This window comes from Ligilactobacillus sp. LYQ139, assembly GCF_045033025.1.
Taxonomy (GTDB): Bacteria; Bacillota; Bacilli; order Lactobacillales; family Lactobacillaceae; genus Ligilactobacillus.
Genome location: NZ_JBJFZW010000005.1, coordinates 119,840 through 142,111, shown reverse-complemented (window position 1 = coordinate 142,111; position 22,272 = coordinate 119,840). Strand labels below are relative to the sequence as shown.

The window sequence follows — 22,272 nt, the reverse complement described above, 5'->3', positions numbered from 1 at the left end:
ACCGGTTTAATGCCGAAATCGGTATAATTAAGCGTAGATTATATTGTTACGATGGCATGATGATGAAGGAGTAGTGGGGAAATGGAGTACCTTGGAATTCTATGCGTTATTTTATTAGCAACAGCCATCGCCGGACACCTGAGCCGGCGTTGGGGAATTCCGGCGGTAATCGGACAGTTACTGGTGGGAATTGTTGTAGGGCCGGCTTGTTTGGGAATCGTAAGGGCGACTGCGTTCGTACACATGTTTGCCGAAATTGGGGTAATTATTCTGATGTTTATTGCGGGATTAGAAAGTGATTTGGGCCTCCTTAAGCGCTTCTTTAAGCCGGCCTTGGCGGTAGCAGTTTGTGGGGTTGTTTTGCCTGTTGGCTTGTTTTATCTTTTGGGGCTTGCTTTTCACTTTAGTCAGGAGGAGGCCATTTTTTTAGGGGTTCTCTTTGCTGCAACGTCCGTCAGCATTTCCGTGGAGGTTCTCAAAGAACTTAAACGCCTGGATTCGACGGAAGGAACAACGATTTTAGGCGCTGCGGTAATTGATGATATTATCGCCGTTTTGTTGCTGAGCTTGTTAGTTAGTTGTTTCAGTGACGTTTCTAAGGCTGACGGGGGCCACGTACAGTCTAATTTATGGCTAGGCTTTCTCTTCCAAGTGGTGTACTTTGTTGGGATTTTCTTCCTTGTTAAGTGGATTGCTCCGCGGTTAATGCACCTTGGCGAGCGGTTAAGTGTGTCGTCTTCCGTGGTGTTAATGTCACTGGTGATTTGTTTAGGAATGGCGTACCTTGCAGAGTTGGCTGGCCTGAGTGACGTGGTTGGTGCGTTTTTTGCGGGGGTGGCAGTTGCCCAAACGCCGTATAAGCAGGAAATTGACTCTAGTATTGAACCGATTGGGTACGCGGTATTTATTCCCGTGTTCTTTGTTAGTATCGGCTTAAACATGACCTTTAAGGGGTTTGGGGAAAATCTCTTTTTCGTGGTGATTATGACGCTGCTGGCCCTTATTACCAAGTGGGTGGGCTGCGGTGCTGGTGCCCGCTTACTGGGAATGGATATGTATGCTGCTAACGTAATTGGTGCGGGAATGGTCTCCCGGGGAGAAATGGCGTTAATCATTGCGCAAGTCGGGTACACGGCGCACTTACTTTCGGCACGGTTCTACTCCAGTGTGATTATGGTAATCATTCTGACGACGTTTATAACGCCGTTTATCCTAAAGGACGCAATCCATCGGCAAAGGAGGGCAACAAGGTAACTCGGTTTGCGCCGGGGTTAAATTGTGGTACGATTACGTTATCGGTAAATAGTAACAATTATCATTTATAAGGAGGCGGCCAGTCATGATTAAAGAGGCGCTAATCCTTCTCCGGCAGAACCATTACAAAGTAACGAAACAGCGGCGCGCGTTATTGACGTATCTAAGTCAGTTTGAGCAGCAGTATGTTGATGTAACGGTGGTTGATGAGTACATGCACCGCCTGTTTCCCGGGATGAGTCATAACACGATTTACCGCAACATCAAGGAATTCAGTGAACTGGGAATTATTGAAACCCAGACTAGAGTTCACGGAATGTGCGTTAAATACCAGTGTGATTTCCAGCATACTCATCACCATCACTTTATTTGCCGGCGGTGTGGTCGGGTAATTGAGGTTGAGGTGTGTCCAGCGGATTTGGTAGGGGACCAGCTTCCTGGATGCCAACTGGAAGACCACCACTTTGAGGTGTATGGCTTATGTGCACAGTGTGTGCACCAGACCGACAAATCTTAATAAAAGTTTGGTACCCTACGCGTGATTTTGTAGTAGGATAGAGAAAATTAGCGAAATGGAGGGGTTGAATATGGCCTACAGACCAGCACCGTTTATCACCCCGTTCGCGGTTTTATCGGCAGTTCTCGCGCTTGGCGCGACGAACGTCGTGGTAAACCGTGCGACGGGAACGGTTGAGGGTAAACCACGACAGGAACAGGTTAGTTCTACGCCGGCGCCGGTGAAGAGCGAAAAGCCAGCAACAACGCCATCACATGATAAGGCCCAGGAGGATCGTTCTCAGGCGTCAAACCAACAACAGGAGAATAATAACCAACAGGTGAATAATCAGCAGGATGATAACCAGCAAAGTAATACCGGGGGTCAAGGCGATACCGGAAAGAACGAGCAGGGTGGTGGCCGGACGTACCACATGAACACCAACGATGAACAAAACGACACAAACAGAGCGCAGCAACCAGCTCAGCAGGGTAACCAGCAGGGTGCTACTAACCAACAGGCCGGGAATTAAGGGGGTCCGGTAGATGTTTAATTTCTTAAGTATCATCAGTAGCTATCTCGGCTACATTAACGTGAACGTTAAGCTAAAGAACCGGATTTATACAGTTTTAGGGGCCCTCGGGAATCTGTATCTGTTGTACGTTGCCCTTCGGTTCTTTGCAAATGGTTTTTACCTTCGCGGTTTCCTGTTTATCCTCGCGTTTGCGGTTGCGGCGTATTTTTCGTACCTGAATATCTTATACTACTTTACGAAGGATAAGAAGTCCCGCTACGATATTTCCCCGGTAATTGAGCGGTGGCTACACATCGCTCCCCCGGAAGCGGCGGAAGAGGGAAAAATGCGACGGAGTACCGGGATTCAGCCGGGTTACATTCAAACCAATGGGTTGTTTGACGATGATCAGGAATTTTTGCCGGCAGTGATTACCGCTTCCTCCCGGGAACGGGCTAATATTCAGCAGGTTGTTAATGACCTTGAGCGGAAGGGCTATTTGCAGCTGGATTATGACGGGAAGTCTAACCAGGAAATTTACCGGAGTGGGAAGCGTCAGGCGGCGTTAAGTGCGCCGGTCACTCTTCCGTACTACGAGCTTGTTCAAACGGGGAAGTACCTCGAAGTTTATGGGGGCGTTAACCAGATGGAACGGTTGCCCCTCGGACGGGTTAAGACGGTTGGGCTCTTGCCGGCGGTCGAAGCAGTGGAGCGATACCACCTGTACCTGGCGTCCGCGGCAATTATTAAGGGACCGTATAAGTTTGCAGGGCGCTCTGACGTTATAGTGCAGGCCCGGGATTTTGATTTGGATATTAAGGTGGCCTATCGCGAGCGGGGAAATCAGCGCCAGCATGTAACGACATTCGGTTCGGAAAACGAGGAGCCACATCCCCTTCATCGAACGCAGGCCCAAGAAATGGAAGCTGAAGAGCAGGCTTCCCAGCGTGCGTTTCGGCGGTCTGGCGAAGCGGGAAATGTGCCTCCTCTTCGGCGCCGACAGGCCCAACAGAAGCATTCTGGATTCCGTGATTTTTGGAAATAATTAAATAATAAAACTCCGTGAATTAGCCGGTAATCCGGTAAATTCACGGAGTTTTTGTAATGGTGAATTAAAATTAATCGGCGATAAATTGGTGAAGACGGCCCGCCATTTCCGGGGAAACCTCAGCGGTAATCCGCGTGCCGTCTTCCTCATAGGAGGTTTTAATGATGGTGGCGTGTGTGTTGAGGAGCTCCAAGAATCGACCCTGGCTAAACGGAATCAGATAGGTGTGTTGCTCGTTATCCTTAAACAATTCCTTCTTAATTGCAGTAATCAAGGTGCGGAGTGATTTTTCGTCTTGCGCACTGTAGGTCAGTTGTTGCCCGGTTAGTAACGGGTAAGGCTGCCCTGTTTTATCCGCCTTGTTGTACGCGTAAATCATCGGAATGTTGGTAACCCCAATTTCCTTCAGAGTACGTTCAGTAGTTTTTACCATTTCGGGGGCGTGGGGGTCTGCTGCATCAATCACCTGGACGAGCAGGTCGGCTTGGGCCGCTTCGGCAAGCGTGCTCCGGAAGGCCTTTATGAGTTGGTGGGGGAGTTTGCTGACAAACCCGACGGTATCACTGAGAAGGATTTCCTTGTTGTCGGCAAACTTAAGCCGGCGGACCGCTGTATCAAGCGTTGCAAATAGCATGTCTTTCGTGAAGACCGATTTGACCGCCCCTTCATTATCGACGAGGTTTAAAAGGCCGTTCATGGTCGTTGATTTTCCGGCATTCGTGTATCCCACGAGGGCGACACTCTTTAATCCCGAATTATCACGGAGTTTCCGTTTAATTTGTTGTTCCTTAGCAATATCCCGTAGTTCTTTATTAAGGGCACTAATGCGCTTTTCGATGACTCGCCGGTCCATTTCGTGCTGGGTTTCCCCGGAGCCCCGGTTACTCATTCCGCCGGCAGACTGTTGGTCGAGTTTTTCGGCACCAGCGGTATGTAACCGGGGAAGTTGGTACTGAAGTTGGGCGATCTTGACCTGGATTTTTGCTTCACGGGTATGGGCCCGGGAGGCAAAAATGGCGAGGATTAAGGCAGTCCGGTCCATGACGGTCATGTGGGTAATGTCTTCGAGGTTTCGGATCTGGGTGGGTGTCAGCTCGTCATTTACTACCAGGGTGGTTGCTTCCAGTGCGGTACCTGCCCGCCCGATTTCTTCTGCTTTGCCGGAGCCAAAGTAGGTGGCAGCTACTGGTTTTTCGAGCTTTTGGCGCACATCGCCAACAACCTGCATGTTATTGGCGGTTGCCAGCTTTCCTAGTTCGTCCATCGTGTATTCAAAGTCCGTTTGTTCATTTTCAATCCCGCAAATAATCACGGGCTCGGGAGGGGTATCCAACACACTTTCCATCCAATCTCACCTCGTTTATTTCAATCACCGTCATTATACACCTGAACGACCGGAGACTCAGTATTTCTGATTGTCACGGTAATGGTTGTAGTAGGCAACCTGAATATTATCCGGTGAAACGGTCAACTTGGTAACCGATCCGTTCAATGGCCGTTCCTTAACGATGTCGATTTCTGGGGCGTACCGGTGAACAATACTCCGGATGCACGTTCCGTGACTGACAAGCAAGACATGGTCGCCATCACGGTGGTTTTGGCGGAGAAAATTAAAACCGGCATTCACGCGATTCCAAAACTCGGCGTCACTTTCGCTGTCATGAAACGGATCAACGGCTTTCATCATGTCCCGGGATTTTTCTAAGGAAAACTTAGTGATAAGTTCCTCGAATGTCTTACAACCGTGTGGCATCCCCACCATAATCCATGTGTTGGCGGAATCTTGTCCCTCAAAGTAGCCGTAGCACTGTTCACGGAAATAGGAGAGTGCAGTCGGGGTGCCCAACTGTGGGGTGGCCTGGTTTTCGTCCATAATAATTTTGCAGGTTCGGGCAGTCCGAGTCATATCACTGTGGTAGATGCGGTCGAATTTGACCTGGGCGAGGTGCCGGCCTGCCTTGTGAGCGTCCATAATCCCCTTATTGGTTAACGGGGAATCACACCAGCCCTGCATTCGCCGGTACTTATTGAGTTGGGTTTGTCCGTGTCGCACCATATAGACTGAAAATGTCATTGAATCGCCTTCCTTACTGTGTAGTGGTTGGGTTAAGTATAGCATAAGGTGCGCTGCCGTTAAGAAACCCAAGGCACTAAGCGGAGTTTATGAAAAGCGGGTGAATATTCGGCTAACCAAGGAGGGGCTTATTAATTTGTCTGCGGGGGCTAAGTGGGGCTTGATTAGGGAATTAAGCCCTTTAAAAAAGGTCACCGACAATTGGGGTGACCGCTTTTTTAGTCTTGTTCAACTAACCGCTTGATTCCACGGACATCCGCAGGGTTCCCCGAGAAGATGATGTGGTCTCCCAGTTGCAGGCGGGTATTACCATGCGGCGCAATTGCCCGTTTTGTTCGGAAAATTCGGGAGATTGTAATGTCGTTAATAAACGGTAAGTAACGGATTTCCATGCCGTCAAAGATTGAATTGTTCACAACTACCTCGTAGAGACGGGCGTCCGGACTGGTAATGAGCTTCAGTGTTGACGGACTCGTAATGAGGGAACGCAGTCCCCCGACGTTAAAGTCAAACATACTGTAAAATTCTATGCCCAACCGCTGAAGGGTTTCCTCGTGAGTGCTGAGCGGATCGCGGTTTTCGAACCGGGTAATGACACGCTTGACACCGTACTTTTTGGCAGCGACGGCAAGCCGATAATTAACGTTACTATCGCCATGGCAAAGGACTAAGACATCGGTATCGAAAACCTGGTTGCTAATTAAATCCTTTGGCTCAAGCGAATCTAAAAGCGTTAAGTTGGCCTCCGAATTATACGTGGAGTAGTTCCGGGCAATATTTGTGTATAGTTGGATGGCATACCAGTCATTTTCAAGTTGTTGGCTAGCCGCAACGGTGACTAAGCCCACCCCGATGATATGAACCGTTGTCTTGTGGTTGTCTTCTGGAGCAGGATGGTACCCGCGGTTGAAAAGCAGCGGGCAAATAACGCACGTGAGGATTGCTGCTAGTAAGAAAGCGCCGGACTGTGCCGTCGTAATGGCGTGGAGTTCCCGGGCGACTTCGAGGGCGGCAAGGATTAAGGTGATGGTGGTTCCCGATAGTATTGCCCCCATCAAGGAATTGGCCTGGTTAAATCGGAGCCGTAGTCCAAGGTAAACGGGGAGCTTTGCTAGAAGGAAGGCGCCGAAAATGACGACAATCATGATTAGTACCCTGGGACTGGTTAGAAGGGCCGGAATGTTGAGTTTGACTCCGGTGAGGATAAAGAACACCGGAATGAAAAATCCGTAGCCGATGGAATCCAGCTTGTGGAGGGTTTCTCGCTTAGGTTCAAGAAGCTTAACTACAATACCAGCGATGAACGCGCCCAGAATGTTTTCAGCTCCGGTAGCCTCTGCAATGACCACGAGGGTGACAATTACAAAGAATGCCAGGCGCATATCAACCTGGGTGGTAGGTTTGTTTATCCGGTCAAAGAACGTGAAAAACGATTTGAACCGGCGGAAAAGAATTGCCCCGGCAATGAAGAGTAATGAAATGAGCCACAGGCTGGAACCCTTTCCGGCATACAGTGCGGCGTATACCGTCAACGCTAGCATAGGGATAACTTCCCCTAAGACCGCGATTAACAGGATAGTTTGGCCGTACGGCTTACTGAGGAGGTTGTTTTCCTTTAAGAGGGAAATGACCAATCCTAAGGCGATGGTGGCCAGGAGAATTGTCGCTAACCAGATATCGTTAAAGAGGCCGGTAACCTTAAAAATCAGAGCAAGGGCAAATGATGTTACCACGCACAGGGCATACGCGATTATGGCGGTTAGAACGGGCGAAAGCTGTTTGGACTGCTGGCGGGCAACCTTCTTTTCAAGCGGGGTGCGCGGTTCCCGGTTTCGTTGAAAAAGGGAGAAGTCGATTTCCATTCCGCTTAAAAACAGCAGAAGAATGACCCCCAGAGTAGAGGAATCACTAAGGAGGCTGTTAATGTGGATAATGTTTAGGCAGCTCTGGCCCAGGATAATTCCCACGATGATTTCTGCTACAGAGGTGGGAATGATACTGAGTTTAAACCGTGAGAGCAACATGGGGGTTGCAAATGCGGCTAAGGTAACGATAACAAGCGATAAATTCATGGTTGAACCTCTTTTAATCTCTTAATGGCTTTTACGAACATGTTGTATTAGGTGAGTGAAAGCTGGAGTGCTGGCGAGTATCACGATAATTCCCAGAAAGACGGCGGTAAAGTGGTGCTGAACAAACGGGATGCGGCCAAAGAAGTAGCCGATTCCTGAACACAATGCCGTCCAGAGAAATACGCCCCAGAAGTTATACCAGCTAAACCGCCGGTAGTCCATCCCGCTCGTCCCGAGAGCTAGCGGAAGAAACGCGCGAATGACTGGGATAAAGCGACCAAAGATTACCGTTTTACCGCCGTGACGGTGCAGAAACTGTTGGGTTTGGTAACGTTTTTGGTACGGAAGCAGGCGCCGAAACCACGGGCGGTCGCCTACTAGCCGTCCTAAGGTAAAGTTGACCGTATCACCGAGCAAAGCCGCGCAGAAAAAGAGGGGAACGAGGAGCCGAATATCAAGTACCGGTGAAAGGGCGGCGAGTGAACTAGTTAAAAATACTAATGATTCGCCCGGGAGGAATGCCAAAAATACAAGCCCCGTTTCCATAAAGACCATGATAAATAGCACCACGTATGTCCATCCGCCTAATGCGTGGATTGCGGGAAGCAGGTATTGGTCAAAATGTAGTAAAACGTGGATTAATTCGGACACAAGAATCCCCCTTAAGATTACTGTTAATGATTATGATAGCATGATAGCAAATTTTGCTTCTAAGGGGGAGCATAATTACTTCAACTAAGAGAAGTTGGTTCCCCTTATGAAAGGTGATAGAATAGAATGACATATTTGGCTAGTAGGGAGTGAATTGTCGTGGCAAAAAAGGATGTGCGCCAGCAGGAACAGCAACGGATGGATACCGTTGTGGAAAAAATTCGGACAGCCGAAGATGTTCGGCGGCAAGAAATCGCCCAGGCGAAGCAAGAACAACGAATCGTTGATGCGGATTTTAAGAAGAACGTTCGCCTTAAGGTGTCAACGTATTCCGGAATGATGGATACTGCCATGGCGGTCCGCCAGCAAAACCAGCTCCTCCAGGAACGGGAAAACGCCCGGGTGCATGCGCAACATGAACTAACGATTTTAGAAAAATTGGCGGAGCATCCCTACTTTGCCCGGATTGATTTTCAGGAAGAGGGCGAACCAAAGCCGGAAACAATCTACATTGGACTAGCATCCTTTGCAGAAACACCGGATCACTTCCTAATTTATGATTGGCGAGCCCCAGTGGCCAATCTCTACTACGATGGCGGACTCGGGGAAGTGACCTACCAAACGCCGGTGGGCGAGCAACAAGCAACGGTGACGTTAAAGCGTCAGTTTAACGTTAAACACGGTAAAATTACCGCGGTTTTTGACACGGACGAAGCGGTTGGCGATCAGATGCTACTGACGGCCTTACAGGGGCATTCGGGCACTAAAATGAAGGGGATCGTCACGACAATCCAGCACGAACAAAACCGGATTATCCGGAACACCACGGCAGATCTGCTCTTTGTTCAGGGAGCTGCGGGTTCGGGAAAAACGTCAGCGGTTCTGCAGCGGGTCGCTTACTTGTTATATCGGTACCGGGGAAAAATTACTGCTAAGCAGATTGTGTTGTTTTCCCCCAACCAACTCTTTAACGATTACGTTGACCACGTGCTCCCGGAAATGGGGGAGCATAACATGGAGCAAATGACTTACTACCAGGCGCTTCAACGGCGTGTGCCCCATTTACGGGTTGAAACGCTGCAGGAGCGGTTTACTGCGCAGGATGATTCCGTAACGCTACGGGTAAACCGCCTAAAGGAGAGCTTGCAGTTTATGCGGGTTCTTCACGAGTATGCGACGCTGTTGGAACGGAGGGGGATGCAGTTTACTGGCCTCTGTCTGGATGGAGAAGAAATCTTTTCCCCGGAAATAATCGCGCAAATCTATTATGGTTTTAACGAAAATTACCATCTCCGCAACCGACTGCTTGCGACGAAGGAAGAGCTCCTCCGGCGGCTTCAGCGAAAAATTAAGCGGACGGCTAAGACCGATGCGGTCCAAAAGGCAGTCCAAGGACTTGATCAGGATGCATTAAACGCCCTGTACGGGGATCATCCCCGGGACTTTGAAGACGGGGACGCTGAGTTTAAGTTTTTAACAGAAGCATTTGTGACCCAACGGTTTACGGCGGTGGCGGACGATATTCGGAATAACCGCTTCATCGACGTAACCGCGCAGTACGTTAATTTTTTGGGAAATATTCCGCGGCTGGTTAACCTACAGGAGTGGCACCTATCACCGGCGGAATGGATGCAAGCGGGGCAGCGGACCATTATGGCTTTCCGGCGCCAGCACCTCGCCCTTGCAGACGCGACCCCGTACTTGGACTTGTATGACTTGATTACAGGCCGGCACGGGATGCGGAAGATGCGCCACGTCCTAATCGATGAAATTCAGGATTATACGCCTTACCAGTTGGCGTACCTAAAAGAGTTGTACCCACGAGCAAAGTTTACCATGCTAGGTGACCTAAACCAGTCAATTCTCACACATGAAAATAGCCGGACCCTTCTCGAACAGCTCCGGCCCCTCTTTAATCCTGAAAAAACTCAGGTGGTTCAGTTAACGCGATCTTACCGGTCAACTAAGCAACTAACGGCTTTTACCCGGGAACTACTAGTTGACGGGGAGCGCATTGAGGCGTTCGACCGGCAGGGCCCCGTTCCTGAAATGGTGATAGGGCAAAGGAAGGATGCCCTGGTTACCCGGGTAGCTGCAACCTTGTGCCAGAACCACAAACGGCAGGAAACAACGGCGGTGGTTACCCGAACGCTGAAGGAGGCTCGGTGGCTGGCAAGCCACCTCAAACAGGCAGGAGTGACCACGACCGTTATTAAGACGGAGAACCAGCGGCTGGTTGCCGGCCCGATTATTGTACCAGCGTACCTGGCAAAAGGGTTAGAGTTTGACGCGGTAGTTATGTGGGATGCGAGCGCGGATAACTATCATGATGAGGCAGACCGCCAGTTAGTATACACAATTTGTTCGCGAGCGATGCACCGGCTGATGATTACGGTAACGGGAACCCCGAGCCCGTTATTTGAGCGGGTGGAGGCTACTCGTTACCAGGTAAAGCAAATTTGATAAGAAAAGGCGTGCTAAAACGTTAAACCGGCGTGGTGAAAGACGCGGGCTAACGCCAGTATAGGGCACCGAGTAGTTATTTTAGCATTCGATTATTCATAAATAACAAGGAGGCTGAGACTATTGTCCCGCCCTCCTTGTTATTTTATATTTAGTTGATCACGTTAATTAATTATTATCGTGGCTTTGTCGCTTCCCCATAAATTGACGGGCTGATGAAATCATATTGAAGCTGGCTAGGCGTTGCTTAAACCGGGTAGCTAGCATGGTGGTTAGTTCATCGTACGCTAGGGTAGAGTAGTGGATTCCATCTGCTTGGAGCATTTTCTTTGGTGTAGCTGCCATGTGGTTGTGCCACGGAATGAGATCACAATGAGTGGTGGAGGCAACCTGTCGGGTAGCTTGAGCGTACTCTTCGAGGCGGACGTTAACGGGGGAATCTTTTGCAACCACCCCCGGTGTGATTAACAGGCACTTTTCCGGGGTGATCTGACGGACAAGCTTTGTGAGGGCCACGGCAAATGTGGATGCTGGAAGGGATTGTTTTTGCCGGGCGTCCGCCAGCCCAAAGAACGGTACCACGTAATTTGGCTCAATTGTAAGAACATCTGCTTGGAGTCGTTCCAGTGCGACTGTAATGGTACTGTTCGGTAAGCCACGATTAAAGCAGTAAACGTCTTCGCGGCCAAGTTTGGCCTTTAGCATGTCCGAAAATTTACTGGACGGGTAGCCGTCCGTATAACCAGCGGTAATGCTATCCCCAAAAAGAATAATCCGAATCATTGTGGTCCCTCCGTCAAAAGTTGCATTCCTATTATATGCGTTTTAGGAGGGAAGCACTACCCCTTTTGGGGTTCGTTTCGGGGAAAGGAGAGTGGTATAATATGCCCGTCAATAGGGGGTGAACGGGGCGATGCAAAATGAAATGAACTACTACCGAATTTCCCGGACGGAATGGGCCCAATTAGAAGTGCCTGCGCGAATTGCACTTACTAATGAGCAGCTTGCGGCGATCCGGTCGGTTAACGACCAGTTATCACTAAGGGATGTGCGGGAGGTGTACCTGCCATTAGTGCGACTTTTGGGGATGGAACTTCGTCAACGGCGGCGGCACCAACAAGCTCAAGCAGCTTTACTGGGAATTACCCCGGCACCCGCCCCGTTTATTTTAGGGATCGCCGGGTCAGTTGCGGTTGGGAAAAGTACGATTGCTCGGCTGTTAAATCTGCTACTCCGGCAGGTTTTTCCGGACAAACGGGTGCAACAGATTACCACCGACGGGTTCATTTATCCGAACGCCGAGTTAAACCGGCGGGGGCTGTTTGACCGTAAGGGATTTCCGGAAAGTTATGATATGCCCAAGCTGATTACCTTCCTGAATGATATTAAAAACGGGGTTCGGGTCCAAGCACCGGTATATTCGCACGAACTCAGTGACGTGGTGCCGGGGAAGTTCGATGTGGTTGATCACCCTGACATTTTGATTGTAGAGGGAATTAACGTTCTTCAGTTGCCACCAAGTGAGCGGGTTTACGTAAGCGATTACTTCGATTTTTCGTTATACGTGGATGCGGCAGAGGATGATATTGAGCGCTGGTATCTCGAACGGTTTGGAATGTTGTTGGAAATGGCAGCCAAGGACCCGCATAACTATTACTACCAGTATACGCAGGAACCACGGGAGAATGCCTTTGCGATGGCAAAACGGGTGTGGCGGGACGTTAACTTGAAAAACCTGCACGAATATATCTTGCCGACAAGAAACCGGGCGGACCTTATCCTGTCAAAGGACGGCCAGCACCGTGTAACCGAACTATTAATCCGAAAAGCATAATTAATACTGATTAATGTCCGGGTTTTGGCGGGATTACCGTTGACCGGGCTTTTTTTTGTATGTACAATGAGAGCAAGTATTTTAAAATGAGGTGAAGAGCGTGGCGCATGATATGCAATCATTCGATAAGATCCTCGTGCTGGATTTTGGGAGTCAGTATAATCAGCTAATTACCCGGCGGATCCGCGAGTTTGGCATTTACTCCGAGTTGATGTCACACAAGACGACGGCGGCGGAGATTAAGCGGCTAGCTCCTAAGGGGATTATTTTCTCCGGGGGACCGGATAGCGTAAACGATCCCGGGGCCTTCACGGTGGATCCGGAAATTTTCAACTTGGGGATTCCGGTGCTGGGGATCTGTTACGGGATGCAGTTAATGGCTAATATGCTTCCTGGCGGACATGTCGAACCAGCGGATAATAAGGAATACGGGAAGGCTGACATTACGGTAACGTGCGATGATGCGGCGTTATTTACCGGGATGGACCGGCAACAGACCGTTTGGATGAGTCATGGTGACCTGGTAATGCAAGTTCCCACCGGCTTTACGGCAGTGGCGACGAGTGCTAATTGCCCGATTGCAGCCATGCAGGATTCAAAACGGAAGCTGTACGGAATCCAGTTCCACGCTGAGGTGCGAAACACAATTCACGGTAACGAGATCCTCCGCCACTTCGCGTTTGATGTGTGTGGCGCGCAGGCCAACTGGACGATGGACGACTTCATCGACATGCAGGTGGCAAAAATTCGTGCAGAAGTCGGCGAAAAAAAGGTCATTCTTGGGCTTTCTGGTGGGGTTGATTCCAGCGTGACAGCGGCTCTGTTAAACCGGGCAGTGGGCGACCAGTTGACGTGCATTTTTGTGGATCACGGCTTGCTGCGGAAAAACGAAGCGGACCAGGTCATGGCGGCGCTCAATAAGGGCTTGGGCGTGCGGATTAACAAGGTTGATGCGGCAGACCGGTTCTTATCCAAGCTTGAGGGGGTCACTGACCCAGAACAGAAGCGGAAGATTATCGGCAATGAGTTCATTGAGGTGTTTAACGCTGAGGCGGCAAAGATGAAGGATGCCGACTTCCTTGCGCAGGGGACGTTGTACACGGACGTCATTGAAAGTGGAACGGATACAGCCCAGACAATTAAGTCCCACCATAATGTGGGGGGCTTACCAAAGGACGTGCAGTTTACGCTGATTGAACCGTTGCGGACGCTCTTTAAGGATGAAGCCCGGGAACTGGGTGAAAAGCTGGGGTTACCGCATGATTTGGTATGGCGGCAGCCGTTTCCGGGACCGGGTCTGGGAATTCGGGTCGTTGGGGCCATTACGCCGGAGAAACTCGCAATTGTTCGGGACAGTGATGCGATCCTCCGGGAAGAGATTAAGAACGCCGGGTTACAAGAAGACATCTGGCAGTACTTTACCGTTCTACCGGGAATTCGGAGCGTTGGGGTCATGGGCGATGGTCGAACGTACGACTATGCCATTGCCATCCGGGCGGTTACGTCCATTGACGGAATGACGGCTGACTTTGCCCGGATTCCGTGGGACGTTCTGCAGAAGATTTCGGTCCGGATTGTAAACGAAGTCGACCACGTTAACCGCGTTCTGTACGACGTGACGAGTAAGCCGCCGGCAACGATCGAGTACGAGTAAACCTACAAAATTTTGTTACTTATGTTTATTTGGATAAAGGAGTAACTAATGCCACCAGGAATGGTGGTTTTTGGTAAAACCGAAAATGGTATTTTATAACTAAAACAAAGTATGTGCAATCGCACAGTGACTACGACCTAGCTGGTTCGCCGACCAGTTAGGTTTTTCTTTATCTTGAGGAATTGCGTAACGAACCAGCCTAACATTAGTGCAGTTCCTTTCGGTTAGTAATAAAATAGGGGAAGTTGAAAAGGAATGGGAGGATGGATTATGAAAAAACGCGTAATTGTTTTGGGCCTGGGTCTTGGAGTTAGCCTACTTTTAGCGGGATGTGGGCAACAGGTTAGTCACCATGAAAATCATCATCATGACACCCCGACGCACCAGCAGGCGCAGCCGGAACAGCATAACCAAAGCAAGCAGATTGTTCTGAATAACAGCCAGGCAACGCAAAGTAGTAGCAGTAGTAATGCGGTAGCAGTGAACCCAGAGCACGTTCACCTGACGACCCAACAGCTGGGAACGTTAGTGGCCTTATTAAAATACCCGAATTGGTTTAAGCAGGGGGTTGCGGACGGCAACATGTACTACAGTGACCAACCGAACACGGCTCCCGGAAGCGACCTGAACGGTTTTAGCTACGTAACGGCCAACGGGGATCCGACTAGCTATCTTTACTTCCAGTTACAGGGCGAAAACGTTGTGATTAAGTACGTGGATGTGTCAAATGCTGATTGTGTTGCGGACGCGCCGATGCGAACCGTTAGCGTGCGGCTGGATACGCTGATTAACGATTACTACAATACCAAGAAGAAGCAGGATGAAGTCAATGATTACGCCAACCGACTACTGCCTGAATCGCAGTATGGCAAAAACGATGACAACCAAAGTCAAAGTCAGAATACGGGGGACTAATCATGACGGCACACATTTACCTTGTCCGGCACGGCCAGACACTGTATAACCTAATGAATAAGATGCAGGGGTGGTCAGACACCCCGTTGACGGAGGCAGGAATTGCTGGGGCGCAGCAAACTGGGCAGTGGCTGCGTAACGTTCACTTTGACGGGGCATATAGTTCAGATCTTGGACGGGCAGCGAAGACCTGTCAACTGATTCTTGAAGAAAACCTGACGACTGATCCGGCCGGACAGGTTCAACTTTCAGCGTTCCGGGAGCAAAACTATGGCTACTTTGAGGGAATGGATAAGCAGTTGGCTTGGCGGCTAGTCGGCGCCCAACTAGGAATAACAACCCTCAAAGAAATTGTGGCAGCTAAGTCGTTTGACGAAGCGAAGGACCTAATGAAGGTGGCGGACCCGTACCGTTTTGCGGAAGATCATACGGAGTATTGGCGGCGAGTTGATGCCGGGTTTGCCCAGTTACGGGCCGATTATCACCGGGGAAATATCTTAGTGGTAACGCACAGTAATACGATTGCTAGCATCGTGGATCGTTTTAGTACCATTGACGTGTTGGCGGATTATCCTAAAAATGGCAGTGTTACTCGATTGTCCTTGATAGATAACGGGATGACAGTGGATTACTACAACCGAACGGGCGCAGATCAGGAATACTAACCAGTAAAACAAGGATAGAAAAACGGGGTGGAAAAGCACCACCCCGTTTTGTATTCTTTTTATTAATGTTTTATTTTTGGTTTGCCTTATTAATTGCGGCGAGGGCTACGTTGTTCAACCAGTTAAGTGGTTGGTCAAAATTGGGCTGGAAGAACATATCAACCATGGCTAGCTGCTCAATGGTCATCTTATTTTGGATGGCCAGCGAGAGGACGTTGGCTGACTGGGAAACGTCGTGTTTGCTGAAGACGGCGCCGCCGAGAATCCGGTGGGTAACCGGATCCCATACGAGACGGCAAGTAACGTTAGTGGTAGACGTCATAAATTCTGGCCGGTACGGCTCTTCAATTGTGACGGCGTCCGCTTTGCACCCCCGCATCTTGGCACCCTCAACGGTTAACCCTGAAGCGGCCATACAACAGCCGTACAGTTCGACCGCTGAAGTGGCCTGTGTTCCCATGTACTTCACGGTTGGTTGATCAATGTTTTGACCAATTAGCATTCCCTGGCGCACGGCGTTGGTTGCCAGCGGAATGTAGTCGTCCTTGCCGGTCGGGTTGTAGTAGACGTTGGTGGCGTCACCGGCCGCAAAAACGTTCGGGTTACTGGTTTGCATGTATTCGTTTGTTCGGATGGCGTGGTTGGGAAGCATGGCGAGTTGACCATTAAACAGTGCGGTATTGGGCTTGAAGCCGGCACACCATACGGCAATGTCCGCAGTATAGTCTCCCTGGTCGGTGTGAACAGTAATTTGGTCACTTTGCTGTTCAAAGCTGGTGACCTTTTCGCCGAGGGCTAAACGCACCCCGTGATTACGGTATTCCGCTTCAATTTTATCGCTGAGGTCCTTATCAAAGTTTTTGTACAGAACCCGCGGGAAGGCATCTACTAGGGTGACGTCTTTGCCAGCAAGTGATAACTGCTCAGAGAGTTCCGCGCCGATGTAGCCGGCCCCGATGATCACGGCCCGTTTAATTGATGGTGCCAGGTTCTTCAGCGTTTCGGCGTCGTGCCAATCCTTGCACAGGTAAACGCCCTTGCTGTTGATTCCGTCAATCGGCGGGATTACTGGGAGTGAGCCGGTCGTTATCACGAGCTTATCGTACGCAGCCGTTGTTTCTTCACCGTTGATGCAATCTTTGACGCGGAGGTTTTGGGCGGCCACGTCTACGCTGAGAACCTCATGTTGCATCTGCATGTGGGCTCCCAAAGCTGCCAATTTCTCCGGACTGGAGTAGAACATCTTCTTGGGGTTTGAAACGTGGTTTCCCACCCACAGGGCGATGCCGCACGAAAGAAACGAGAGGTTGTCGTTCCTTTCGTAAACCGTAACATCGTAGTCCGGGTGGTCCGTTAAAATTTGTTGCGCGGCAAATGTGCCGGCGTGAGTCGCGCCGATGATTGCAATTTTCATGATTAAGGACCCCTTTTTTAAAAATTATAACATTATAATAATTCCTAATTGTGAAAAAGTCAACTAAAAAATGAAACCCCTTTCTTTGCGTGAGATACACGGTATCAGGGACTAATATCAGGACGATATTAGCAATAATAGTAATTTTTCACACTTATTTTTTAGGCGTAAATAAAAAGACCGTGATTCTCATCACAGTCTGAATGTTTCAGTTAATAAGTTTTACTTTTTCTTTGCTACTTCATACCGTTCGTGGTAGTTGGCTAACAATTGAAGAATCTGTTCCCCAATTACCGTATAGGCGTGGGTTGGCAGGTTAGCTTCAGATACCCGGAGCTTCCCCGGCGTTGTTCCGAAGCCCGGACCGTTCATCAGCGTAATTCCGTTTTTCTTTGCCAGGTTAACCAGGAAGTCGATCTGCTCAAAGTTTTCTTCGAGGTACTTTCGGAAACCTTTACCGTACTTATGTTCGGCAATTTGATAAATATCGAGCAGGGAGTAGTACTTGGTATTTTCCTTACTCTCATCCGGATTAATCCCGAGGGCGGTGCATAACCGATTGTACCGTTCGCTTACAATTCGGCGTGATTCGTTGATATACTGATCATCCTTGCCGGCAACCAGGTGGGTAAGGGCAAAAAGGTCTTCCATAACCTGCTGGGGCGTAGAGAGTCCGGCAGTGTGGTACAACCCGATGGACCGACTGTCTGCTACCATCCGTTCAATGAATGACATTTTATCGGGGTGCAAGACTACGTTGCCGTACCGTTCGTTAACCTCTGCTCGTTGTGCGGATGGTAGCTCACTAACGAGCTTATCGAAGACGTTGTCGTCGTGCATGGCAATTAGGCCGAGGCGCCAACCAGTTGCACCAAAGAGTTTGGAGAACGAATAGACCAGCATTGTATTGTACGGGACGACGCTGTAAATTGTTTGGAAGTTCTCAGCAAACGTTCCGTAGACATCATCCGTCACAATCATCAGGTCCGGGTTCTTGGCCACGGCCCGCTTAATGGCCGCCAGCGCCTGTTTGTCAAACGCCTTAGCGCCCGGGTTACTTGGGTTAATTGCACACACCAGTTTGATGTTAGGGTCTGCTAGTTTTTCCAGTTCTTCCGGTCGGATTTGCCAGTTAGTCGTTTCATCCGCGACCAGGTTGATCTTAACGAGTTGATAATCGTTGAGTACTGGAATCTCCAGGTATGGCGTAAAAATTGGCGTGGTCAGCGCAATTTTGTCCCCGGGGTGGATCAGGTGATTTTCCTTTAGGGAGTTAAATAGGTAGACGATTGCCGCTGTTCCCCCCTCAGTTGGGAAAATCTGCGTGTGGTTCTCCAGGTTGACACCGCCATACAGCACATTTTGAACATAGCGGTTTAAAATTCGCTCGGTGTAATGAAGAACCCGATCAGGAGCCGGGTAGTTGTTCCCAAGGGCCCCGTCGGTGAGTTCCTTAACCAGCCGGTCCGGGTTAGCCGCTAGTTCATCTACGCAATAGTCCACGGCCGACTGCAAAAACTTGTCGTTCGGGCGTTCTTCAGGATTTAAGAACCGCTTAAACCGAGCGGCAATCCCTCCCGCTTCGGTGTACCCGGCCAGGTCGTGTTCATCAATCGTTCGCCGAGTTTCGGTAATTCCAAATTCAACGAGGCGGTTAAATGCCAGCCGGGCCTTCGTGTTTAACCAGTTTGGATCGCCCCGCCCGGCGTTCAGGGAGGTGTTGTGGTGATCGTTATTCTGTGCGAGCTTGTTAATCTTCTTGCTAATTTCAAAAGCGTTTAGCTTAGCAAGCTGTTGCTCGTCTACTCTGTCCACTAGTGTTCACTCCTTTAGAATTCTTACCCTAGTAGGGTACTATTTTTGGCGGAAAAGTACAATTTCTTTTGTGATTTTTTTGTAGCGGGCCTTTGCCCTGAGAAAAATTGAACCTGCCGGGGCGCTCTGCTAGAATAAAGGTAATTTTAAATGGGAAATGAAGGTTATATTAATGGAAATTGAACGCGCTTGCACGTCAATGCTGGTGGGGAAGGATGCTAGTATCGATGGTTCCGTGATGATCGCGCGGAACGATGATACCTTCTTACCATTAACCCCTCAACGGTTTTATATGCATCCGGCATGGCACGGGGAGAAAGGAAAGAAGATTAGGTCGTGGTTAAACGGGTTTGAGATGGAACTGCCAGAAAACGGCTACCGCTACAACGCCGTTCCGAACGTCGACTACAAGAAAAATGGTTACTACGAAGAAAGTGGGATTAACGAAAAGAACGTTGCAATGTCTGCAACGGAGTCAACGTACGGGAATGAACGGACGTTGGCCTTTGATCCGCTGGTAAAGGACGGACTTGATGAGGATTGCATTGTTAATGTAACGCTACCGTTCATCGACTCTGCCCGGCAGGCCGTTCAGTTTCTTGGAAAACTGATTTCCAAGTATGGTTCTCCGGCCGGCAACTCCGTTTTGTTTGCTGATAAGAACGAGGCATGGTACATGGAAATTGTGACGGGACACTTGTGGCTTGCTCAGCGAATCCCGGATGATGCTTATGCCGTGGTAGCCAATGAGGTGGCCATCCAGCAGGTCGACTTCAACGACACGGAAAACTTCCAGTGGGCGGACGGGATCCAGGAATTTGTTGAGGAGCACCACCTTAATCCAGACAAGGAAGGGTGGAACTTCCGCCACATCTTCGGGACGTTTAACGAGAAGGATCGCCACTACAATACACCACGGGTATGGTACGGGCATCATCTGTTTAACCCAGAACTGGAGGAGGATCCAGAATCAGGTGAATTACCGTTCATTATGCGGACGAACCATAAATTTACTCCAGACGATATTGAGATGTACCTCGGTTCCCATTACAACGAGACGCCATACGACCCAATGGGCCACGGGGATGATGCCGATAAGTACCGCTACCGGCCAATTGGTTTGAACCGGACGCAGAATTCCCACGTTCTCCAACTGCGGAACGATGTGCCAGAAGAGCAGCAGGCCATCATGTGGCTGTGCATCGGTTACCCGGAATTCAGCCCGTACATTCCGTTTTACACGAACGCTAATGACACGGATCCGAGTTTCTCAGAAACGCCGCTTGAGATGGACGTTGATGCTGATTCTGCTTACTGGCTGTATCGTCACATGTCAATGCTGGTGGAAAGTCACTACAGTAAGTTTATCCAGGATAATATCGATTACCTGATTGAGTGTCGGCGCGTCAATCGCAAAATGATTGCTGAGATTGACAAGGAGGCCGCCAAGTTGCACGGCGAGAGATTAACGGAGTTCTTAACACAGAAGAACTACGAAAGCGTGGCCAGGATGAAGAAGATGACCAAGGAGCTGATGAACAAGCTTATCATGAAGGGCATTGAATTATCGAAGTTCACGTTTAACATGGATAAGAATTTATAATTCTCAATTACCTAGGGGCGTTTAAATGCGCGGTATAAGGGGCTTTGGAGTTTTAATGTATCTGTAAAAAAGGTAAAGGATGAACAGAAAAGCCCTTAAGGAAGAGCCTGATATAAAGTGTGTTTGCCTGCCTTTATAATTTCAAGAATATGATAACCAACGTACTAAGCTTAGTAAAAACGCGCCTAGAAATTTCTGGGCGTGTTTTTGGTAAACGTATGTTAATAACCGGGGGAAACGATGATAAAAATCACAAAAGAGAATCTAAAAAAAGAATATTGGTATAAAAAAGATTTACAAAGATTTTGTAGTGAAAAAGGGTTGCCTTCTTACGGGACTAAGGCAGAGCTTTTAATATATATTGAGAAGTATTTTGGAGGTACACCACTAAGTGACATCAAACCTCTGAGGAGACCGAAAAGGGCGTCAAAAAAACTTTTATGGGATGAAATGACACCAGAAACAAAAATATTAAATTCAGGCTTTTCTTTAAACGGTGAAGCACGAAAATTTTTTAAATATTATTTGGGCTTGGAAAAATTTTCTTTTAAGAAAAACATGGCAATAAAATTACGAGAAATCGAAAGAAACCAAGATGAAGCGGCGACCATTCAAGATTTAATTAATGCATATTTTAATTCTAGTAAAATTAGAACCCCAGAGGAAAAAACGTACGAATGGAATCATTTTGTTAAAGACTTTTTTAATGATGAGAATTCTAAAAAATTTGGTTCAAAATTGAAGGTAGCTTCTATTTTATGGAGTAACGTTAAACAAAGTGCGGGCAGTAAGAAGTATAATAGTTCATTAATTGAAAAATATAAAGACAAAATCCAGGATTATATGCTTTAGGTGGACGCATTTATGAACCCTTAAATGTTTGGCTGTATTGGTGATGGTATTCGTAAACTTGGGGATTATTTTTTGACTACTCCGACCGAAAGCGACAGTGAGAGAATAATACGGATTAGTGAACGGTAATAAAAATTAACGGCGGAGGTGCAGCAGGCGGCTCCTTTTTTATTGTTTCCATTTCGCCTATTTTTGGGGAAGGTATCCTTTGTGAACGTGAGCTGGCGCCAATAAACGAAAGGAGCTATAATCGGGAGCAGATTTATTAAGAAAGAATAACGAACTTGGAGGATGATGCGAATGATAACAAAGCACTACTGCCTTGTCGCTGGGGTTATTAGCGGTGGGCTGCTATTCGGCTGGGGGATAACTGCTCAGGCAAACTCTTCCCCTAAAGCGTCCTCAAGTTTCCGGGTAACCCCGGCAATGGTTAGCAGCACCGGCACGCCGGCAGGAACAAATTTCCCGCAGGCCATGCAGGGAAATTGGTATACAGCTGACGGCGCGACTTTGACTATCCGCGGTAACCAACTTCAAACCAACGACGGACACGGGCACGCGACGATGTTACAGGCCCACCCGGCCCAACAGCATACCGCCGCAGACACTAACCATCATCCAGAAACGATGCAGGCTGATACGGTCAACTGGTGCTTCCTGACGAACGTAACGGTGCACAACCACCGCTGGTTACGGGAGTATGGGTGGACGCAGAGTAAGGGGGATGGGACCCTCTATCGTGTAACGAAGTGGCACCACCACAAGGAGCTGTTACGGAGTAATGATTTAGCGACGATGCACTACTTTCGGAATGCGCACGTTGCCCGGACGTGGGCTCATCATCATTGAAGAGGGTAAGTGTTGATCTTGCCTTGTTTTGAAAACCGTATACTCCCAATATTGAATTTATTTTGTTCAAAATTGGGGGTGCATATTGATTTTTTTGTA

The 22,272-nt window shown here is 48.9% G+C and carries 19 protein-coding genes; 12 read left to right on the top strand and 7 right to left on the bottom strand.

Going from position 1 to position 22,272, the window contains the following annotated elements:
- Positions 1 to 81 precede the first annotated feature (81 nt).
- The 4 genes from ACI3E1_RS05880 to ACI3E1_RS05865 all read left to right on the top strand — a co-directional run bounded on the left by ACI3E1_RS05880 (position 82) and on the right by ACI3E1_RS05865 (position 3,309).
- The gene (locus ACI3E1_RS05880) at positions 82 to 1,254 is read left to right on the top strand and encodes a cation:proton antiporter (RefSeq protein ID WP_405024727.1); all 1,173 of its coding nucleotides are present in this window, start codon (positions 82 to 84) and stop codon (positions 1,252 to 1,254) included.
- 85 nt (positions 1,255 to 1,339) lie between these two features.
- Positions 1,340 to 1,771 (top strand): Fur family transcriptional regulator, encoded by a 432-nt coding sequence (locus ACI3E1_RS05875; RefSeq protein ID WP_405024726.1) that lies wholly within the window; start codon positions 1,340 to 1,342, stop codon positions 1,769 to 1,771.
- 70 nt (positions 1,772 to 1,841) lie between these two features.
- Positions 1,842 to 2,282, top strand: coding sequence for a hypothetical protein (locus ACI3E1_RS05870; protein ID WP_405024725.1), 441 nt, complete (start codon positions 1,842 to 1,844; stop codon positions 2,280 to 2,282).
- A gap of 13 nt (positions 2,283 to 2,295) precedes the next feature.
- Positions 2,296 to 3,309 (top strand): DUF6681 family protein, encoded by a 1,014-nt coding sequence (locus ACI3E1_RS05865; RefSeq protein ID WP_405024724.1) that lies wholly within the window; start codon positions 2,296 to 2,298, stop codon positions 3,307 to 3,309.
- Positions 3,310 to 3,382: 73 nt separating this feature from the next.
- On the opposite strand, the gene hflX is transcribed toward ACI3E1_RS05865, so the two are convergent.
- The 4 genes from hflX to ACI3E1_RS05845 form a co-directional block, all read right to left on the bottom strand.
- The gene (gene hflX / locus ACI3E1_RS05860; RefSeq protein ID WP_405024723.1) at positions 3,383 to 4,657 is read right to left on the bottom strand and encodes a GTPase HflX; all 1,275 of its coding nucleotides are present in this window, start codon (positions 4,655 to 4,657) and stop codon (positions 3,383 to 3,385) included.
- Positions 4,658 to 4,714: 57 nt separating this feature from the next.
- Positions 4,715 to 5,386: a histidine phosphatase family protein gene (locus ACI3E1_RS05855; RefSeq protein WP_405024722.1), complete on the bottom strand. Its 672-nt coding sequence runs from the start codon at positions 5,384 to 5,386 to the stop codon at positions 4,715 to 4,717.
- A gap of 218 nt (positions 5,387 to 5,604) precedes the next feature.
- Positions 5,605 to 7,458, bottom strand: coding sequence for a monovalent cation:proton antiporter family protein (locus ACI3E1_RS05850; RefSeq protein WP_405024721.1), 1,854 nt, complete (start codon positions 7,456 to 7,458; stop codon positions 5,605 to 5,607).
- Between the two features lie 21 nt (positions 7,459 to 7,479).
- Positions 7,480 to 8,109 carry a VTT domain-containing protein gene (locus ACI3E1_RS05845; protein WP_405024720.1) on the bottom strand — a complete coding sequence of 210 codons (630 nt, stop codon included), beginning with the start codon at positions 8,107 to 8,109 and terminating at the stop codon, positions 7,480 to 7,482.
- 159 nt (positions 8,110 to 8,268) lie between these two features.
- Between ACI3E1_RS05845 and helD the strand changes: the two genes are divergently transcribed.
- A complete protein-coding gene (gene helD, locus ACI3E1_RS05840) occupies positions 8,269 to 10,572 on the top strand; it encodes an RNA polymerase recycling motor HelD (protein ID WP_405024719.1) in 2,304 nt (767 codons plus the stop codon).
- 168 nt (positions 10,573 to 10,740) lie between these two features.
- On the opposite strand, the gene ACI3E1_RS05835 is transcribed toward helD, so the two are convergent.
- Positions 10,741 to 11,355 (bottom strand): SGNH/GDSL hydrolase family protein, encoded by a 615-nt coding sequence (locus ACI3E1_RS05835; protein ID WP_405024718.1) that lies wholly within the window; start codon positions 11,353 to 11,355, stop codon positions 10,741 to 10,743.
- A gap of 130 nt (positions 11,356 to 11,485) precedes the next feature.
- Here ACI3E1_RS05835 and coaA point away from each other — a divergent pair, with 130 nt between their 5' ends.
- From coaA to ACI3E1_RS05815, 4 genes are all read left to right on the top strand, one after another.
- On the top strand, positions 11,486 to 12,406 hold the full coding sequence (coaA, locus tag ACI3E1_RS05830) for a type I pantothenate kinase (RefSeq protein WP_405024717.1): 921 nt from the start codon (positions 11,486 to 11,488) through the stop codon (positions 12,404 to 12,406).
- Positions 12,407 to 12,518: 112 nt separating this feature from the next.
- The gene (gene guaA / locus ACI3E1_RS05825; protein ID WP_405024756.1) at positions 12,519 to 14,060 is read left to right on the top strand and encodes a glutamine-hydrolyzing GMP synthase; all 1,542 of its coding nucleotides are present in this window, start codon (positions 12,519 to 12,521) and stop codon (positions 14,058 to 14,060) included.
- A gap of 270 nt (positions 14,061 to 14,330) precedes the next feature.
- On the top strand, positions 14,331 to 14,975 hold the full coding sequence (locus ACI3E1_RS05820; RefSeq protein ID WP_405024716.1) for an Lreu_0056 family protein: 645 nt from the start codon (positions 14,331 to 14,333) through the stop codon (positions 14,973 to 14,975).
- A 2-nt stretch (positions 14,976 to 14,977) separates the two neighbouring features.
- Complete coding sequence (locus ACI3E1_RS05815) at positions 14,978 to 15,640, top strand: histidine phosphatase family protein (protein ID WP_405024715.1); 663 nt, start codon at positions 14,978 to 14,980, stop codon at positions 15,638 to 15,640.
- 70 nt (positions 15,641 to 15,710) lie between these two features.
- Here ACI3E1_RS05815 and ACI3E1_RS05810 read toward each other — a convergent pair whose 3' ends face one another.
- The gene (locus ACI3E1_RS05810) at positions 15,711 to 17,054 is read right to left on the bottom strand and encodes an FAD-dependent oxidoreductase (protein ID WP_405024714.1); all 1,344 of its coding nucleotides are present in this window, start codon (positions 17,052 to 17,054) and stop codon (positions 15,711 to 15,713) included.
- 222 nt (positions 17,055 to 17,276) lie between these two features.
- Positions 17,277 to 18,869 carry a bifunctional aspartate transaminase/aspartate 4-decarboxylase gene (locus ACI3E1_RS05805; protein WP_405024713.1) on the bottom strand — a complete coding sequence of 531 codons (1,593 nt, stop codon included), beginning with the start codon at positions 18,867 to 18,869 and terminating at the stop codon, positions 17,277 to 17,279.
- A gap of 172 nt (positions 18,870 to 19,041) precedes the next feature.
- Between ACI3E1_RS05805 and ACI3E1_RS05800 the strand changes: the two genes are divergently transcribed.
- The 3 genes from ACI3E1_RS05800 to ACI3E1_RS05790 all read left to right on the top strand — a co-directional run bounded on the left by ACI3E1_RS05800 (position 19,042) and on the right by ACI3E1_RS05790 (position 22,173).
- On the top strand, positions 19,042 to 20,472 hold the full coding sequence (locus tag ACI3E1_RS05800; protein ID WP_405024712.1) for a C69 family dipeptidase: 1,431 nt from the start codon (positions 19,042 to 19,044) through the stop codon (positions 20,470 to 20,472).
- A gap of 240 nt (positions 20,473 to 20,712) precedes the next feature.
- On the top strand, positions 20,713 to 21,324 hold the full coding sequence (locus tag ACI3E1_RS05795; RefSeq protein WP_405024711.1) for an SAP domain-containing protein: 612 nt from the start codon (positions 20,713 to 20,715) through the stop codon (positions 21,322 to 21,324).
- 300 nt (positions 21,325 to 21,624) lie between these two features.
- Complete coding sequence (locus tag ACI3E1_RS05790) at positions 21,625 to 22,173, top strand: hypothetical protein (protein WP_405024710.1); 549 nt, start codon at positions 21,625 to 21,627, stop codon at positions 22,171 to 22,173.
- Positions 22,174 to 22,272 lie beyond the last annotated feature (99 nt).

Excerpts from the sequence above, each read along its gene's own strand:
- ACI3E1_RS05880 (WP_405024727.1), top strand. The coding sequence starts at position 82 with ATGGAGTACCTTGGAATTCTATGCGTTATTTTATTAGCAACAGCCATC.
- ACI3E1_RS05875 (WP_405024726.1), top strand. The coding sequence starts at position 1,340 with ATGATTAAAGAGGCGCTAATCCTTCTCCGGCAGAACCATTACAAAGTA.
- ACI3E1_RS05870 (WP_405024725.1), top strand. The coding sequence starts at position 1,842 with ATGGCCTACAGACCAGCACCGTTTATCACCCCGTTCGCGGTTTTATCG.
- ACI3E1_RS05865 (WP_405024724.1), top strand. The coding sequence starts at position 2,296 with ATGTTTAATTTCTTAAGTATCATCAGTAGCTATCTCGGCTACATTAAC.
- hflX (WP_405024723.1), bottom strand. The coding sequence starts at position 4,657 with ATGGAAAGTGTGTTGGATACCCCTCCCGAGCCCGTGATTATTTGCGGG.
- ACI3E1_RS05855 (WP_405024722.1), bottom strand. The coding sequence starts at position 5,386 with ATGACATTTTCAGTCTATATGGTGCGACACGGACAAACCCAACTCAAT.
- ACI3E1_RS05850 (WP_405024721.1), bottom strand. The coding sequence starts at position 7,458 with ATGAATTTATCGCTTGTTATCGTTACCTTAGCCGCATTTGCAACCCCC.
- ACI3E1_RS05835 (WP_405024718.1), bottom strand. The coding sequence starts at position 11,355 with ATGATTCGGATTATTCTTTTTGGGGATAGCATTACCGCTGGTTATACG.
- coaA (WP_405024717.1), top strand. The coding sequence starts at position 11,486 with ATGCAAAATGAAATGAACTACTACCGAATTTCCCGGACGGAATGGGCC.
- guaA (WP_405024756.1), top strand. The coding sequence starts at position 12,519 with ATGCAATCATTCGATAAGATCCTCGTGCTGGATTTTGGGAGTCAGTAT.
- ACI3E1_RS05820 (WP_405024716.1), top strand. The coding sequence starts at position 14,331 with ATGAAAAAACGCGTAATTGTTTTGGGCCTGGGTCTTGGAGTTAGCCTA.
- ACI3E1_RS05815 (WP_405024715.1), top strand. The coding sequence starts at position 14,978 with ATGACGGCACACATTTACCTTGTCCGGCACGGCCAGACACTGTATAAC.
- ACI3E1_RS05810 (WP_405024714.1), bottom strand. The coding sequence starts at position 17,054 with ATGAAAATTGCAATCATCGGCGCGACTCACGCCGGCACATTTGCCGCG.
- ACI3E1_RS05800 (WP_405024712.1), top strand. The coding sequence starts at position 19,042 with ATGGAAATTGAACGCGCTTGCACGTCAATGCTGGTGGGGAAGGATGCT.
- ACI3E1_RS05795 (WP_405024711.1), top strand. The coding sequence starts at position 20,713 with ATGATAAAAATCACAAAAGAGAATCTAAAAAAAGAATATTGGTATAAA.
- ACI3E1_RS05790 (WP_405024710.1), top strand. The coding sequence starts at position 21,625 with ATGATAACAAAGCACTACTGCCTTGTCGCTGGGGTTATTAGCGGTGGG.